Origin of the sequence: Streptomyces sp. NPDC048258 (assembly GCF_043201995.1) — a bacterium.
GTDB lineage: Bacteria > Actinomycetota > Actinomycetes > Streptomycetales > Streptomycetaceae > Streptomyces.
The window spans coordinates 145,815-160,241 of the sequence record NZ_JBICZH010000003.1; the positions used below are offsets into that span (position 1 = coordinate 145,815).

The 14,427-nt window shown below is 73.6% G+C and carries 16 protein-coding genes and 1 pseudogene; 9 read left to right on the plus strand and 8 right to left on the minus strand.

The window, feature by feature from the left end; translation table 11 throughout:
* Nucleotides 1-9: 9 nt before the first annotated feature.
* From ACGFYQ_RS07985 to ACGFYQ_RS07995, 3 genes are read left to right on the plus strand one after another with little or no spacing between them, the layout of a single operon-like run.
* Nucleotides 10-1,272 carry an alkaline phosphatase family protein gene (locus ACGFYQ_RS07985; RefSeq protein WP_393741156.1) on the plus strand — a complete coding sequence of 421 codons (1,263 nt, stop codon included), beginning with the start codon at nt 10-12 and terminating at the stop codon, nt 1,270-1,272.
* Between the two features lie 52 nt (nt 1,273-1,324).
* Nucleotides 1,325-2,566, plus strand: coding sequence for an MFS transporter (locus tag ACGFYQ_RS07990; protein WP_393741158.1), 1,242 nt, complete (start codon nt 1,325-1,327; stop codon nt 2,564-2,566).
* 9 nt (nt 2,567-2,575) lie between these two features.
* Nucleotides 2,576-3,499: an SDR family oxidoreductase gene (locus ACGFYQ_RS07995; RefSeq protein ID WP_393741160.1), complete on the plus strand. Its 924-nt coding sequence runs from the start codon at nt 2,576-2,578 to the stop codon at nt 3,497-3,499.
* Between the two features lie 38 nt (nt 3,500-3,537).
* Here the strand turns inward: ACGFYQ_RS07995 and ACGFYQ_RS08000 are convergent, their stop codons facing one another.
* From ACGFYQ_RS08000 to ACGFYQ_RS08010, 3 genes are all read right to left on the minus strand, one after another.
* Nucleotides 3,538-4,926, minus strand: coding sequence for a (2,3-dihydroxybenzoyl)adenylate synthase (locus ACGFYQ_RS08000; protein ID WP_393741162.1), 1,389 nt, complete (start codon nt 4,924-4,926; stop codon nt 3,538-3,540).
* A gap of 171 nt (nt 4,927-5,097) precedes the next feature.
* On the minus strand, nt 5,098-5,832 hold the full coding sequence (locus tag ACGFYQ_RS08005) for a class I SAM-dependent methyltransferase (protein ID WP_393741164.1): 735 nt from the start codon (nt 5,830-5,832) through the stop codon (nt 5,098-5,100).
* 77 nt (nt 5,833-5,909) lie between these two features.
* Nucleotides 5,910-6,680: a TetR/AcrR family transcriptional regulator gene (locus ACGFYQ_RS08010; protein ID WP_393741166.1), complete on the minus strand. Its 771-nt coding sequence runs from the start codon at nt 6,678-6,680 to the stop codon at nt 5,910-5,912.
* 43 nt (nt 6,681-6,723) lie between these two features.
* Between ACGFYQ_RS08010 and ACGFYQ_RS08015 the strand changes: the two are divergent.
* Nucleotides 6,724-6,948: pseudogene (locus ACGFYQ_RS08015) on the plus strand (hypothetical protein); the annotation flags it as partial.
* 244 nt (nt 6,949-7,192) lie between these two features.
* On the opposite strand, the gene ACGFYQ_RS08020 reads toward ACGFYQ_RS08015, so the two are convergent.
* Entirely contained in the window at nt 7,193-8,236 is a 1,044-nt protein-coding gene (locus ACGFYQ_RS08020) for an enoyl-CoA hydratase/isomerase family protein (protein WP_393741168.1), read from the minus strand.
* A gap of 25 nt (nt 8,237-8,261) precedes the next feature.
* Here ACGFYQ_RS08020 and ACGFYQ_RS08025 point away from each other — a divergent pair, with 25 nt between their 5' ends.
* On the plus strand, nt 8,262-8,831 hold the full coding sequence (locus ACGFYQ_RS08025; RefSeq protein ID WP_393741170.1) for a dihydrofolate reductase family protein: 570 nt from the start codon (nt 8,262-8,264) through the stop codon (nt 8,829-8,831).
* Here the strand turns inward: ACGFYQ_RS08025 and ACGFYQ_RS08030 are convergent.
* Complete coding sequence (locus ACGFYQ_RS08030; protein WP_393741172.1) at nt 8,816-9,580, minus strand: AraC family transcriptional regulator; 765 nt, start codon at nt 9,578-9,580, stop codon at nt 8,816-8,818. The genes ACGFYQ_RS08025 and ACGFYQ_RS08030 overlap by 16 nt on opposite strands.
* Before the next feature lie 54 nt (nt 9,581-9,634).
* Here ACGFYQ_RS08030 and ACGFYQ_RS08035 point away from each other — a divergent pair, with 54 nt between their 5' ends.
* Nucleotides 9,635-10,837 carry an MFS transporter gene (locus ACGFYQ_RS08035; protein WP_393741174.1) on the plus strand — a complete coding sequence of 401 codons (1,203 nt, stop codon included), beginning with the start codon at nt 9,635-9,637 and terminating at the stop codon, nt 10,835-10,837.
* A 22-nt stretch (nt 10,838-10,859) separates the two neighbouring features.
* Here the strand turns inward: ACGFYQ_RS08035 and ACGFYQ_RS08040 are convergent, their stop codons facing one another.
* Complete coding sequence (locus ACGFYQ_RS08040; protein ID WP_393741176.1) at nt 10,860-11,312, minus strand: DUF6434 domain-containing protein; 453 nt, start codon at nt 11,310-11,312, stop codon at nt 10,860-10,862.
* A 166-nt stretch (nt 11,313-11,478) separates the two neighbouring features.
* Between ACGFYQ_RS08040 and ACGFYQ_RS08045 the strand changes: the two genes are divergently transcribed.
* Nucleotides 11,479-12,060, plus strand: a complete 582-nt coding sequence (locus ACGFYQ_RS08045; protein ID WP_393741178.1) for an isochorismatase family protein — start codon at nt 11,479-11,481, stop codon at nt 12,058-12,060.
* Here the strand turns inward: ACGFYQ_RS08045 and ACGFYQ_RS08050 are convergent.
* Nucleotides 12,038-12,505 (minus strand): ATP-binding protein, encoded by a 468-nt coding sequence (locus tag ACGFYQ_RS08050; RefSeq protein ID WP_393741180.1) that lies wholly within the window; start codon nt 12,503-12,505, stop codon nt 12,038-12,040. The genes ACGFYQ_RS08045 and ACGFYQ_RS08050 overlap by 23 nt on opposite strands.
* A gap of 83 nt (nt 12,506-12,588) precedes the next feature.
* Nucleotides 12,589-12,960, minus strand: a complete 372-nt coding sequence (locus ACGFYQ_RS08055) for an STAS domain-containing protein (RefSeq protein ID WP_393741182.1) — start codon at nt 12,958-12,960, stop codon at nt 12,589-12,591.
* 159 nt (nt 12,961-13,119) lie between these two features.
* On the opposite strand from ACGFYQ_RS08055, the gene ACGFYQ_RS08060 reads away from it, so the two are divergent.
* Both ACGFYQ_RS08060 and ACGFYQ_RS08065 read left to right on the plus strand, forming a co-directional pair.
* Nucleotides 13,120-13,299 carry a CsbD family protein gene (locus tag ACGFYQ_RS08060; protein ID WP_393741184.1) on the plus strand — a complete coding sequence of 60 codons (180 nt, stop codon included), beginning with the start codon at nt 13,120-13,122 and terminating at the stop codon, nt 13,297-13,299.
* 228 nt (nt 13,300-13,527) lie between these two features.
* On the plus strand, nt 13,528-14,418 hold the full coding sequence (locus ACGFYQ_RS08065; RefSeq protein WP_393741186.1) for a BTAD domain-containing putative transcriptional regulator: 891 nt from the start codon (nt 13,528-13,530) through the stop codon (nt 14,416-14,418).
* Nucleotides 14,419-14,427 lie beyond the last annotated feature (9 nt).

Sequence of the window (14,427 nt, forward strand, 5' to 3'; positions counted from 1 at the left end):
AGGAAACCCATGCCCACTCCCTCACCCACGGCTCGCCCGAGACGGGGGACCCGCTGGTCCGCGCTCGTGGCCGGACTCGGCGCCCTCGGCCTGCTCGGCGCCTTCACCGTCGCCAACTCGCAGGCGGCGGAGAGCAGTTCCGCGACCGGGTCGGCTGCGGCACCGGCTGCGGCGGCGCTTCCGACCTATGACCACGTGGTCGTCGTCGTGTACGAGAACAAGCAGTACGGCGAGATCATCGGCAGCGCGAACGCCCCGTACATCAACCAGCTGGCGAACGCGGGCGCGAGCCTGACCGGCATGAAGGCGCTCACCCACCCCAGCCAGCCCAACTACTTCAACCTCTTCTCCGGCGCCACGCAGGGCATCACGGGCGACGGCTGCTACACCCCGCAGTCGATGACGGCGGCGAACCTCGGCCAGGAGCTGATCGCGGCCGGCAAGACCTTCGCGACGTACAACGAGGACCTGCCGAGCGAGGGCTCCACGGCCTGCACGAACGGCCAGTACGCGCAGAAGCACAACCCGTGGTTCGCCTTCAAGAACGTGCCGCTGAACACGGGCAAGACCTGGGCGCAGTTCCCGCAGAACAACTTCGCGGCCCTGCCGAACCTGTCCTTCGTCGTGCCCAACCAGTGCAACGACATGCACTCGTGCTCGGTCGGCACCGGAGACACCTGGACGAAGAACAACATCGACGCCTACGCCCAGTGGGCGAAGGCCAACAACAGTCTGCTGGTGCTGACATGGGACGAGGACAACTACCTCGGCTCGAATCAGATCGCCACCGTCTTCTACGGCGCGAACGTCAAGACGGGCAAGTACACCACCGCGTTCAACCACCACCACCTGCTGCGGACCTTCGAGGACCTCTTCGGCACGGCCACGCACGCGGGCAACGCGGCCAACGTCCAGCCGATCAGCGAGGTGTTCGGCGGCTCCACGCCGACTCCGACACCCACACCCACTCCGACCCCCACCCCGACCCCGACCCCCACGCCCACCCCGGGTGACCTGAAGCTCGCCGATCCGGGCCCGCAGACCTGCAAGTTCAACCAGTCCTGCACCATCCAGCTCAGCGCCACGGGCGGCAAGTCCCCGATCCGCTACGCGGCCACGGGCCTGCCCTGGGGCCTGACCGTCGACGCCGGCACCGGCCGTATCAGCGGCAAGCCGTGGGGCAGCGGCACCGTCCAGGTGACCGCCACCGCCACCGACTCCACGGGCGCGACCGTCACCGCCGCCTTCCCGCTCACCATCAACTGGTTCTAGACACCGCCGTTTCCGGACACCGCTGGTTCCGGACACCCCCGAGGAGGCATCCGTGTACCTGTCGACCAGCCGGGCCGCGGACATCGCCGGGCACGCTCCGGCCCGGGGCGGCCCCCTGCGGGCCGTCCCCGGCACGGTGTTCGCGCTCGGCCTGGTCAGTCTGCTCACGGACGTCTCGGCGGAGATGGTCACCGCCGTCCTGCCGCTGTACCTGGTGGCCGGGCTCGGAATGTCCCCGCTCGCGTTCGGCGCCCTGGACGGGCTCTACCAGGGCGCCACCGCGCTGCTCCGCCTCGCGGGCGGCCGGGCCGCGGACCGCACCCGCCGCCGCAAACTCGTGGCGGGCATCGGCTACGCGCTGTCCGCCGCGTGCAAGGCGGCCCTGCTCACCGTCGCCACCCCCTGGTCGGTGGCGGCGGTGCTCGGCGCCGACCGGGCCGGCAAGGGCCTGCGTACCGCCCCGCGCGACGCGCTGATCTCGCTGTCCTGCCCGCCGGAGGCACAGGGCCGCGCCTTCGGCGTGCACCGTGCGCTGGACACGGCGGGCGCGCTGCTGGGGCCGCTGGCCGCGTTCGGGGTGCTGTGGGCCGTGGTGGACGGGTACGCGGCCGTATTCACCGTGAGCTGCTGCGTCGCGGTGCTGGGGGTGGTCGTGCTGGTCCTGTTCGTACGGGAGGCCCCCGCGCCCGCCGTCCGCACCCCGCTGCCGGGCGTCGCCACGCTCGTACGGATCCCCGGGCTGCCGCGGCTCTGCGCGACCGCGGCCGTGCTCGGCCTGTTCACGGTCGGCGACGCCTTCCTCTACCTCCTGCTCCAGCGCCGGCTCGACCTGCCGGCCGCGTACTTCCCGCTGCTGCCCGTCGGCACGGCGGCGGTGTTCCTGCTGGCCGCGCTGCCCGCGGGGCGGCTCGCCGACCGGTTCGGCCGCGGCCGGGTCTTCCTCGGCGGGCACGTGCCGCTGCTCGGCGCCTGCCTGCTGCTCCTGGCCCCGGTCCCGGCCGGGCCGCCGCTCGTCGTCGGCGTCCTCGTACTGCTCGGCCTGTTCTACGCGGCCACCGACGGGGTGCTGATGGCCGCGGCCGGGCCGCTGCTCCCGGCCGGACTGCGCACCACCGGGCTCGCGGTGCTCCAGACGGCGCAGGCGCTGGCCCGGTTCGCGGGCTCCCTGCTCGTCGGGGCTGCCTGGACGCTGTGGGGGCCGGGCCCGGCCCTCTGCGCGGCGGCCGGGGGGCTGCTGCTGTCCCTGGCGGGGGTCGCCGTGTTCGGCGGGCCGCGGCAGGGGGAGGCGTCGTAGGGTCGGGCCATGGCGGAAGCACAGCGCACACTCGAAGGCAAGGTCGCCCTCGTGGCCGGGGCGACGCGGGGCGCGGGCCGGGGCATCGCGGTCCAGTTGGGCGCGCGGGGCGCGACCGTGTACGTGTCGGGGCGCAGCACCCGCGGGAAGCGGTCGGAGTACGACCGGCCCGAGACCATCGAGGAGACCGCCGAGCTGGTGACGGCCGCGGGCGGACGCGGGATCCCGGTGGTGGCCGACCATCTGGTGCCGGGCGAGGTCGAGGCCCTGGTCGGGCGGATCGACAGCGAGCAGGGGCGCCTCGACGTTCTGGTCAACGACGTCTGGGGCGGGGAGCTGCTCTTCGAGTGGGACAGCACGGTCTGGGAGCACGACCTGGACAAGGGGCTGCGGCTGCTGCGGCTGGCGGTGGAAACCCATGCCGTCACCAGCCACTTCGCGCTGCCGCTGCTGCTGCGCGAGCCGGGCGGGCTGGTGGTGGAGATGACGGACGGCACCGCCGAGTACAACGCGAGCCGCTACCGGGTGTCGTTCTTCTACGACATCGCCAAGTCCTCCGTCCTGCGCATGGCGTTCGCCCTCGGGCACGAGCTGGGCCCGCGCGGGGGAACGGCGGTGGCGCTGACACCGGGCTGGCTGCGCTCGGAGATGATGCTCGACGCCTTCGGTGTGAAGGAGGAGAACTGGCGGGACGCGCTGGCGGCGGTCCCCCACTTCTGCATCTCCGAGACCCCGTCGTACGTGGGCCGGGCGGTCGCGGCGCTGGCCGCCGACCCGGACGTGGCGCGCTGGAACGGCCGGTCCCTCTCCAGCGGGCAGCTCGCCCGGGTCTACGGCTTCACGGATCTCGACGGCAGCCGCCCGGACACCTGGCGGTACATGGTCGAGGTCCAGGACCCCGGCCGCCCGGCGAATGCCACCGGCTACCGCTAGTGCTGTGACCTGCCCGGGCCGGCGGCCGGCCCGGCCCGTCACGGGCCGGAGGGGTCTTCGTGGTCAGCCCGCCGCGGGGCGTCCTTGAGGCGGCCGGTCACCACCAGGTTGCCGTCCGGGGTGCGCCGCGCGAGGTCGCCGGTGCGGAAGTAGCCGTCGGTGGTGAAGGAGCGCGCGTTGTGGTCGGGCGCCCGGTAGTAGCCCCGCAGGGTGTAGGGACCGCGGGCGAGGAGTTCGCCGGGCTCCCCGTCGGGCAGGTCCTTGCCGTCGGCGTCGACGATGCGGATCTCGTCGTCGGGCGAGAGCGGGCGGCCCTGCGTGGTGAGCACCGTCTCGTCCGGATCGGCGGGCCGGGTGAGAGTGAGCGGCCCCTCAGCCGTGCCGAAGACCTGCTGGAGGCGACAGCCCCATTCGGGGCCCATCCGTTCGGCGGTCGCCCGGTGCAAGGGCGCGCCGCCGATCTGCACGAGCCGCAGACTGCTCACGTCGGCCTGGACCGTGGGACGTACGTCGAGCCAGAGCCGGGCGACGGCGGGCACCACCGACGTGATGGTGACCCGCTCCCGTCCGATGGCCGCAAGGCATTCGGCGGGGCCCTGACTCTCGACCAGGACGACGGTGCCGCCGACGGAGAGGGTGCCGACGATGCCGGGGCCGCCGAAGGCGAAGTTGAACCCGGCGGGCAGCGCGGCGAGGTACACGTCGTTCTCGGTGAGCGACACCAGCTCGGCGGCGGCCCGCGCCTGGTAGGCGTAGTCGTCGTGGGTGCGCGGAACGAGCGTGGGCGCCGCGGCGCCACCGCCGGAGAGCAGGAAGAACGCCACCTGGTCGGCGCGCTGCGCGAGGGCCGGCTCGGGCGCGGCGTCGATGGAGCCCAGCGGGCTGTACTGGCAGCCCGCCGGGTCGGTCGTGAGGCCGCCGTACGGGGACGGGGCGCCCGGCGCCTCAAGGGTGAACACCCGCCGCAGGAAGGGCCCTCGGGCCGCGATGTCCGCGGCCATGGCCGTGTGGTCGAAGCCCTCGTACGTCGAGGGACCGACGTAGCCGACGGCCTGGGTGACCCGCACGAGGTGGGACACCCCGGACGCGCGGTGCGGGACCGGGCAGAGCACGGGGACCACGCCGGCGCGCATCAGCGCGAACACGGTGATGACGAACTCGGGAACGTTCGGAAGCTGGACGACGACCCGTTGCCCGGGCCGCAGGCCGCGCAGCCGGAATCCGGCGGCCATGCGGTCCACGCGCCGGTTCAGGCCCGCGTACGTGATGCGGGTGCCGTCCTGCACGAGCGCGGTCCGCGGTCCGTACTGCAGGGCCCAGCCGCGCAGCAGGTTGTCCAGCGTGTTGCCACGCCAGTGCCCGGCCGCCCAGTAGCGGTCGACGAACTCCTCGGGCCAGGGTGTGCAGCCGTCGAGCATGGATGTCATGCGGTTCCTCTCGTGACCTGGGCAATCCCATCCGTCAACACCGCTGTACGCAATGTGCTTTCCGAACCATGGACGCCGAATTCCCTCAGCAGAAAGACCAATGAGCGCCGCTGACCAGGAGGAATGGTCGGGGCTCAAGCCAACTCGGCCTCGTGCCGTGGCGACCAGGACCTAGACGGCGTCCCGGCGGAAGAGGGCCGTCCAGAGGAAGGGTTCACCGAAGAGCGGGGATGTGGACGCTTCGTCGTGCATGCGGCGGAGTTCGACCTCCGTGAGGTCGGAGAAGATCCAGCGCAGCGACTCGGGCGTGTAGGCGAGTCCGCCGTCGAGCCGGGCCTGGCGGTAGAAGGCCGCGTCGGAGAGTTCGGAGCCCATCTCGCCTGCTGCGAAGCAGGTGAGCGCGAGGTGGCCGCCGGGGGCGAGGGCGCGGTCGAGGAGGGCGCGGTAGCTGATGCGGCGGTGGGGTGGCAGGTGGTGGAAGCAGCCGGAGTCGTAGATCAGGTCGTAGGGGCCGGTCAGCTCGGTGGCGGCGAGGGCGAAGGCGTCGCCGCAGTGGAAGCGGATGTCGGCCCCCGCCTCGCGGGCGCGGTCCCCGGCCCAGGCGATGGCCGCCGGTGACAGGTCGACGGCGTCCACCTCGAAGCCCAGGGAGGCGAGGTGGAGGGCGTTGCGGCCGGGCCCGCAGCCCAGGTCGAGGGCGCGCCCCGGGGTGATGAGGCCGCGGTCGAGGTACGAGACCAGGTTCTCGTCCGGCTTCGCCACGAAGAACGGCACCGGCTTCGAGCGGTCGGCGTAGAAGCCGTCCCACCAGGAGGCTCCGTCGGCCGTCCAGCGGTCGGCCTCCGAGGCGAACAGGCCGTCCAGGAGGCCGAGTACGTCGTCCACCGAGCGTATGTTCCGGTCCATGAAGTCCCCTTCCCCAAGAGGGAAATCATACGCCGGAACAGCATGAAAGGCCAGGTCAGAAGCCATATGAGACACCGTCAGGAAGCGCGCCGGACGTCGCGCTCCTCGATCAGGCGGGCCAGCCCGTCCAGGACGCAGCGGAGGCCGAAGGCCCAGACCGTCTCCGGGCTGTAGCCGCCGACCGCGCTGCCGACGCGGCCGGCGAGGGGGTAGCGCTCGGGGTCCATGGCCCGCTCCAGCAGCGGAGCGCTGACGGCCCACCACTCCTCGTCGCTCTGGCGGCTGTTGTGGTCGGCGGCGTCGGCCGCGGCCAGCGCGTTGGCGTGGACGAAGCCGAGGAGGTGGGTCAGCGCGGCGTCCATCTCGGTGTCGGTGAGCCCGATGCCGTCGAAGGCCGCCAGCTCGTGCTCGTACTTGGCGATCACGCCGGGGCCCAGCGGCGGACGGGTGGCCGGGAGGTCCGCGATCCAGGGGTGGCGGCCGAGCAGGTCGCGGTTGTCGTCGGCGACGCGGGTGACCTTCACCGGCCACGTCTCGCCGGGGCCCGCCTCCCGGCGGTCCATGTGCCGGTACGCCTCGTCCAGCATGAGGTCGAGCAACTCGGCCTTGCCGGGGACGTACGTGTAGAGGGTCATCGGCGTCACCCCGAGCCGCTGGGCCAGCGCCCGCATGGTCAGCGCGGCCAGCCCCTCCTCGTCGGCGAGGGCGATCGCGGCCCGCACCACGGCGTCCACGCTGAGCCCCTGCCGCGGGCCGCGCCGCCCGGGCTGCGGCTCCTGCCCGGGCTCGCGCCACAGCAGCTCCAGCGTGCGGACGGGATCACCCGCGCCGCTCCGGTCCTTCGCCATCTCCGGGCCCTCCGAGCACTCACCAGACAACTCACTACACCGGGACAAGCTCCTCGCCCTGCTGGACCGGCTCGTCGACAGCGGGAACTCGGTGATCGTCATCGAGCACCACCAGGCGGTGATGGCGCACGCCGACTGGCTGATCGACATCGGCCCGGGCGGCGGCCACGCCGGCGGCTAGGTCGTCTTCGAGGGCACCCCGGCCGCGCTGGTGGCCGGAGCGGACACGCTGACCGCCCGGCACCTGCGGGAGTACGTCGGCTCGTAGGGGGTGTCTTGCCGATCAGGCCGGATCAGGGAGCGGCGTCTGGTGCCGTGGATCGCAAGGCCGAGGATGGGGGTCCCCCCGGACGGAGTCTGGGGGAGAGTCGACGCGGTGGGGGCACCTCCCAGCGGTAGCTGGGGGACGTCGGCGACCGACGACAACGCGGCGAGGCGCGGTGCCGGACGCCGCGAGCCCGGCCTGATCGGCAAGACACCCCCCTAGGCCCTGTCGCCCGGCGCGGCCCGGGTCAGCCGAAGGTGAGGTCGCCGGAGCCGGGCGGGGCGAAGAAGCGCTCCACGTCCGCGTCGGCCACGTCCGCCAGGACGGACGGCGACCAGCGCGGCCTGCGGTCCTTGTCGACGACCTGGGCCCGGATGCCCTCCACCAGATCGGGGGAGGCCAGGGCCTTGCAGGAGACCCGGAACTCCTGGGCCAGCACCCGCTCCAGCGAGCCGAGGGCCGCGGCCCGGCGCAGGGCGGCGAGGGTGACCTTCAGCGCGGTCGGGGACTTGGCCAGGATCGTCTCGGCGGCCTCCTTGGCGGCCGGCTCGCCCTGGCCGAGCAGCCGGTCCACGATCTCCTCGACGGTGTCCGCGGCGTAGCAGTGGTCGATCCAGGCCCGCCGGTCGGCGAGGTCGCCTGGCGGGGGCGTGGCGGCGTACCGGGGCAGCACCTCGTGGACGGGGGCCGCGGCGAGCTCGGCGGTCAGCTCGGGGAGCCGCCCGGCGGGGACGAAGTGGTCGGCGAGTCCGCACAGCAGCGCGTCGGCGGCGCCCACGGCCGCGCCGGTGAGGGCGAGATGGGTGCCGAGCCGGCCGGGTGCGCGGCCGAGCAGCCAGGTCCCGCCGATGTCGGGGACGAAGCCGATGCCGGTCTCGGGCATGGCGACGCGGGAGCGCTCGGTGACGACGCGGACGCGGCCGTGGGCGGAGACGCCGACACCGCCGCCCATGACGATGCCGTCCATCAGGGCGATGTACGGCTTGGGGTAGCGGGCGATGCGGGCGTTCAGGCGGTACTCGTCGCGCCAGAAGTCCGCGGAGGCCGTGTTCCCGGCCTTGGCGTCGTCGTGGATGGCCCGGATGTCCCCGCCCGCGCACAGGCCGCGCTCACCGGCGCCGCGGATCAGGACCTGGTGGACGGCGGGGTCCCGCGCCCAGCCGGTGAGGGTCTCGTCGATCCGCAGCACCATGGGGTGGGTGAGGGCGTTGAGGGCCTCGGGGCGGTTGAGGGTGACCACCCCGGTCCGGCCCTCGATGTCGAACAGCACGGTGTCGTCTTCGGTCTTCACACCGGTCAGTATGTAGCGTGACCTCATGCGGAAGATCGTCCTCATGATGTCGGTCTCCCTCGACGGATACATCGAGGGACCCGAGCGGCAGATCGACTGGCACTTCGTCGACGACGAGCTGCACCAGTACTTCAACGACGAAGTCCGCACGATGGGCGGACTCCTGGCCGGCCGGGTCACGCACGAGCTGATGGCCGACTTCTGGCCGACCGCCGACACCGACCCCGCGATCACCGGGCCGATGGCCGAGTTCGCCGGCATCTGGCGGTCCATTCCGAAATACGTCTACTCGCGCACCCTGCCGCAGGGCGAGGCCGCCTGGAACTCCACGGTCGTCCGGGACGTCGTACCGGCGGAGGTCGCCGCGCTCAAGGCGGCCCCGGGCGGCGACCTGGCCCTGAGCGGGGCCGATCTCGCCGCCTCGTTCCTGCGCCACGACCTCGTGGACGCGTACCACATCTGCGTGCACCCGGTGCGGATCGGGCGCGGCAAGCCGCTGTTCCCGCCCGTCGACGCCGGCCCGGTGCCGCTGCGCCTGGAGGGCACGCGCGCCTTCGGCAACGGGGTCGTACTCCTGCGCTACGGCCGTCCGTAGGCCCCGGGCGTCTGTCCGAAGGCCTTGCGGAAGACGTCGATGAACGCACTCGCGGACGACCACCCGCAGCGGTGCGCGACCGCCGTCACCGGGGTGCCGACCGCCAGCAGCCGCAGTGCCCGGTGCAGCCGCAGCTGGGTGCGCCACTGCGGGAAGGTCATGCCCAGCTCGGCCCGGAACAGCCGGCTCAGCGTCCGCTCCCCCGCCCCGGCCCCCGCCTGCGCGGCGAGCGCGGCCAGCCCGCGCGGGTCCGCCGGATCGGCGTACAGCAGCGCGCACACCGCCGCGAGCCGCGGATCGGCCGGGGCGGGCAGGTGCAGCGGCTGGAGCGGCGAGGCCCGCAGCTGGTCGAGGAGTACCGCGAGCAGCCGGCGCCGCTCGGGGCCGGTGTCCTCGGGGGCGCGGGTGTAGGCCAGGATCAGCTCGCGCAGCAGCGGACCGACGGCGATCACGGCCGGCGCGTCCAGGGACAGCGGGTTGAGCCGGGTCGGCAGGCCCACCGAGTGCAGGTCGGTACGGCCGAAGGCGCGGTGTTCGTGCACCGTACCGGCCGGGATCCACAGGGCCCGGGTCGCGGGGGCCACCCAAGTGCCGGCGTCGGTGGTTATCGAGAGGACCCCGGATCCGGCGTAGGCGATCTGGTGGTCGTCGTGGCGGTGGGGATCGATCCCCGTGTCGGTGTCGAGCTCGCGGATGCTGGTCGCGGCCCGCGGCGTGTGACGGATGCCCTGCTGGCGGTTTTTCTGCATCACCAGGCAATTTATCGGAAGCGGGATGCCCCCGGCGAGGGCGATTCTCGATCGGTGAAGTCACCGATCAGAACAACTCCGGTCCGGCGCCGCACCGCGGCCCTCGCAGCGGGCCACTCGTGCGTGGACGTCTACCAGGGCGCCGTCGCCGCGCTCGTGCCCTTCCTCGTGGCGGAGCGCGCGTACGGGTACGCCGCCGCGTCCGGCATCGTGCTCGCCGCCTCGCTGCTCTCCTCCGTGGTCCAGCCGCTGTTCGGGATGCTGGCCGACCGCCGTCCGATGCCCTGGCTGATACCGCTGGCCACCGGCGCCGCCGGGCTCGGCATCGCCCTGGTCGGGCTGGACGCCGGGTACCCGGCCACGGTGGCCGCCGTGGCCCTGTCCGGGCTGGGCGTCGCCGCCTACCACCCGGCTGCCGCCCGGCTGGTGCGCGCCACGGTGGGCGGGGCCGGGCACACGGCGATGAGCTGGTTCGCGCTCGGCGGCAACATCGGCTTCGCCTGCGCGCCGCTGCTGGTGGTCGGCGCCCTGGCGGTGCCCGGGCCGGCCGGATGGTGGCTGCTGGCGCTCCCGGCGGCGCTGGGCGTCCTCCTCAACCGGCCGCCTGCCCGGGCCGGCGCGGCCGCCTCCGCCGCCCGGTCGGAGGAACCCCCCGCGCCCGCCCCGGAGGAGAACCGGCCCGCCTTCCTCCGCCTCTCCCTGGTGGTGATCGTCCGTTCTGTCGTCTTCGTCGGCCTGAGCACCTTCGTCGCCCTGTACGTACGCGAGCGCGGCGGCGGTGGAACCGCGGGCGCCGCCGCCCTGTTCGCCCTGTTCGCCGGCAGCGCGGGCGGGACCCTGCTCGGCGGCCGCCTCGCCGGCCGCTGGGGCCGGGTGGCCACCGTGCACCGCGCCTACGCCGCCGCCGTGCCCGCCGTCGCCGGGGTCCTCTTCCTGCCGCTGCCGCTGGTGTACCCGTGCGCGGCGCTGGCCGCCGCCGCCCTCTACGTGCCCTTCTCGCTCCAGGTCACCCTGGGCCAGGACTACCTCCCCACGCGGATGGGCACGGCCGGCGGGGTCACCCTCGGCCTGACCGTCAGCGTGGGCGGCCTCGCGAGTCCGCTGATCGGCGCAGCCGCGGACGCCACCTCCCTGCGCGTGGCCCTGCTGCCGCTCGCCGTCCTGCCGGTGCTCGCATGGGCGCTGGCCCGGCGGCTGCCGGAGCCGGTCTCCGCGCCGGCACCGGGGCCCGTACCGGAGTCGGAACCGGCCGCCTGAGCGGCCCGGCGGAGGGGCGAGGTCAGTCGCGGGGGCGGGCCCGGTGGGCCCGCCAGGCGGCCAGGGCCTCGGTGCGGGCGCTGTCGGGGTGGCGTGCGTGCCAGTCGCGCAGGAAGCGGTTGAACTCGAACTGGGCGGCGACCTCCTGGGGTTCGGCCGCCCGCGCGCGGGTGGCGTGCCAGTGGGCGACGGCCTCGGCGAGGGTCCGGCCCGCGCCCTGGGCCACGTACTCCCGCATGAAGGCGTCGAAGTGGAAGCCGGGCCCGACCTCCCGGACGAAGAACTCCCGGAGCACCTGGCTGCACCGCTGGCCCTGCGGGATCACGGTCGCGCGGTCGACGGGGGCGGCGAGCTGGCGGCCGCCCCTGCGGGCGGTGGGGGCCGGGGGCGGCGCGGGCTCGGCCGGCAGGCCGTCGAGGGCGGCGGTCAGCCGGGCCGTGACGGCGGCCTTCCCACCCCCCGCCGACAGGCCCATCTCGCGCGCGAGATGGGCTCAGCTCGGCCAGCGTCCAGTACCAGCGGGCCAGTTCCGCCCCGGCCAGCGCCGGGGTCAGGGCAGGCCGGGACTCCCCCGTATTCGTACTCATGTTCCCATTCTAGAGCCTTGCAGATTTGGCTGAATGCCCAATAATGTCGGGAAAATGACTGCTGACCCGAACCGCCTCGCCCTGGGCGAGGACACCGCCCTGGTCGTCATCGATCTGCAGAAGGGCATTCTGGACCTGCCGATCACCCGGCCCGCCGCCGAGATCCTCAAGAAGGGCATCGCGCTCGCGGAGGCGTTCCACGCCCGCAAGCTGCCCGTGGTCCTCGTCAAGGTGGCCTGGTCCCCCGACGGCGGCGACCTGCCCACCGCCAATGTGGACCGCCCGGGCCCGGCAGCCGCCCCGCCCGCCGCGTTCTCCGAGATCCCGGCCGACCTCGCGGCCCTCGCCGACGTGGTCGTCACCAAGCGCCACTGGGGCGCCTTCACTGGTACCGAGCTGGACCTCCAGCTGCGCCGGCGCGGCATCCACCGCATCGTCCTGGCGGGCATCTCCACCAGCGTCGGCGTCGAGTCCACCGCGCGTACGGCCTGGGAGCTCAGCTACGACCTGGTCTTCGTGGAGGACGCCACCGCCGACACGGACCCCGAGTCCCACGCCCACACCTTCGGCAAGATCTTCCCGCGCATCGGCAAGGTCAGCGCCACCGACGAGGTCATCGCGGCCCTGGATTCCTGACCGGATTCCTGACCGTCGCGGGGGCGGCCACTTCCAGCCAGACGCATTTGCCGTCCGGCTTCGGCTGGGAACCCCAGCTGCGCGCCAGCCGGTCCACGATCAGCAGCCCGTGCCCGCCGGGCTGCCCGGTCTGCGAGGCCGACCGCGCCCGCAGGGGGACCGGCGGCGCCGGGTTCCCGTCGGTCACCTCGATCCGCAGCCGCTCGTCGTCGCAGTCCAGCAGCAGCGCGCCCGGCCCGCCGCCGTGCAGGCAGGCGTTGGCGACCACCTCGGACACCAGGAGGAGCACGTCCTCGGCCGTGTCGCGGTCCTCCGGCGTGGCGGCCGGGAGCCAGTGCCAGGCGGCCAGCGCCCGACGGGCGAATTCGCGGCTGCGCGTCACGACATCGGTGGCCCCGTCCAGTACCAGGTACCAGGTCCGGTCGGGTGACCCCCGCTCCTCCATGACGCTCAGACTCCTCCGTGTCGACATGAGTGGCGCATCCGTACTCCGCGCGGCCACGTGCCCGCGCAGCCAGGTCCGCCGCGCTAGCCGGGCGGACGGCTCGCCCCGCCCAGTGCTTCGGCCACATCGGCGTGCACGGGGAAGACCCCGTCCGCGCCGGTGATGTGGAACATCCGGGCAACCGACCCGCGCAGCCCGGTCAGTTCCAGGCTGCCGCCGGCCTCCTGCGCCGAGAGCCTGCTGTGCAGCAGCACGTTCAGCCCGGTGGAATCGCAGAAGCCCAGCCCCGACAGGTCCACGACCAGCCGGCCACCCTGGGTGACCGCCGCGTCGAGGGCGTCGCGCAGGGGCTGCGCCGTGTCGTGGTCCAGTTCCCCGGCCAGCTCGAGGACGACGGCTCCGTCCACGGTCTGCACCGCGACGGTGAAGCGTTCGTTGTCCGCTCCCGGAATCATCCGGCATCACCCTTCCGTCCTGCTTCCTGCACCTTCCCAGAAGCCACGGAGATACGCCTCCGCCGCGCATGATGTGCGACGCGTGGGGCAGAGGCGGTGACGGAAGGCCAATCGAACCCGCGGTACCGCTCGTACCGCTGGTGAAAGGACATTCCCATCATGGACAAGGAACAGGCCAAGGCGAAGGCCAAGCAGACCAAGGGCAAGATCAAGCAAGCGGCCGGCGACGCGACGGACAACCCTCGCCTGCAGGCCGAGGGCACAGCGGAGAAGATGACCGGCAAGGTCCAGGAGACGGCCGCGAAGGCCGCCGAGCGAATGAAGCGCGACAAGCGCTGACCCGCCCTCCCCCTGATCGGCCGACGGCACCCCGGACGCACTGCGTCCGGGGTGCCGTCGCGTGACGGCCGGATTCTGTCCGCCGGCCCCGATTGGCCTGTTCCGGCTGGTGACACGCGGTCGGGTGACCCCGTATCCATGACGATGCGTACCCGGGGGGATCCGGCTCGCACGTCGACCGACAGGACAGGCGCCCTCGGGCGCCGACACGACATGGGGTGGCACGCGGTGTTAGCCAAACGGGCGAGATCCACGACGGCCTACGGTGTCCGACAGCACGCTCCCGACGCGGACCGCCCCAGGTACCTGATCCTGGGCCCGGTCGAGGTGCACCTCGCGGGCCGCGCGTGCACCCCCACGGCGCTCAAGCGCCGGGCCCTGCTCGCCCTCCTGCTGCTGCACGCCAACAAGGCCTTCTCCGCGGACACGCTGATCGAAGAGCTCTGGGACGGCCGGCCGCCCAGATCGGCGGTGGCGGCCCTGCAGATGTACGTATCGGGGCTGCGCCGGACGCTGGACCCCGGGCACAGTCAGGGCGGCCGGGACGCCCGGCAGCACCCCCTGCTCCGTACGGCCGGTTCCGGGTACCTGTTGCGCGTGGGACCGGGGGAACTGGACCTGGACGGCTTCCGCAAGACGGCCGCGCTCGGCCGCGGCCTGCTCGCCTCCGGGGACTGCAAGGGCGCGGGAGAGGCGTTCCGCGACGCGCTGGCGATGTGGCGCGGGTCTCCGCTGGGTGACCTGGGCCAGTCCGGGCTGCCCGCGCACTACGGCGTCCGGCTGGAGGAGGAGCGCCTGGCGCTGGTGCACGACCGGATCGGCGCGGACACCTGCCAGGGCCGCGCCCGGGAGGTGGTCGGCGAGCTGGAGGAGCTCTGCGCCCGCCATCCGCTGCGCGAGGCATTCCACGAACAGTTGATGCTCGCCCTGGCCGACACCGGCCGCCGGGCCGAGGCACTGGACGCGTACACCCGCGCGCGGCGCGCGGTCGTGGAGAGCATGGGCATCGAGCCCGGCCCGGCGCTCCAGGCGGCGCAGCGCGCGCTGCTGGGCGGCGGGCGGCCCGCGAACGCCGGGCACGAGCGATGTCTCCGCGGCCGGCGCCCGGACAGGGCCTGAGCCGCCTGC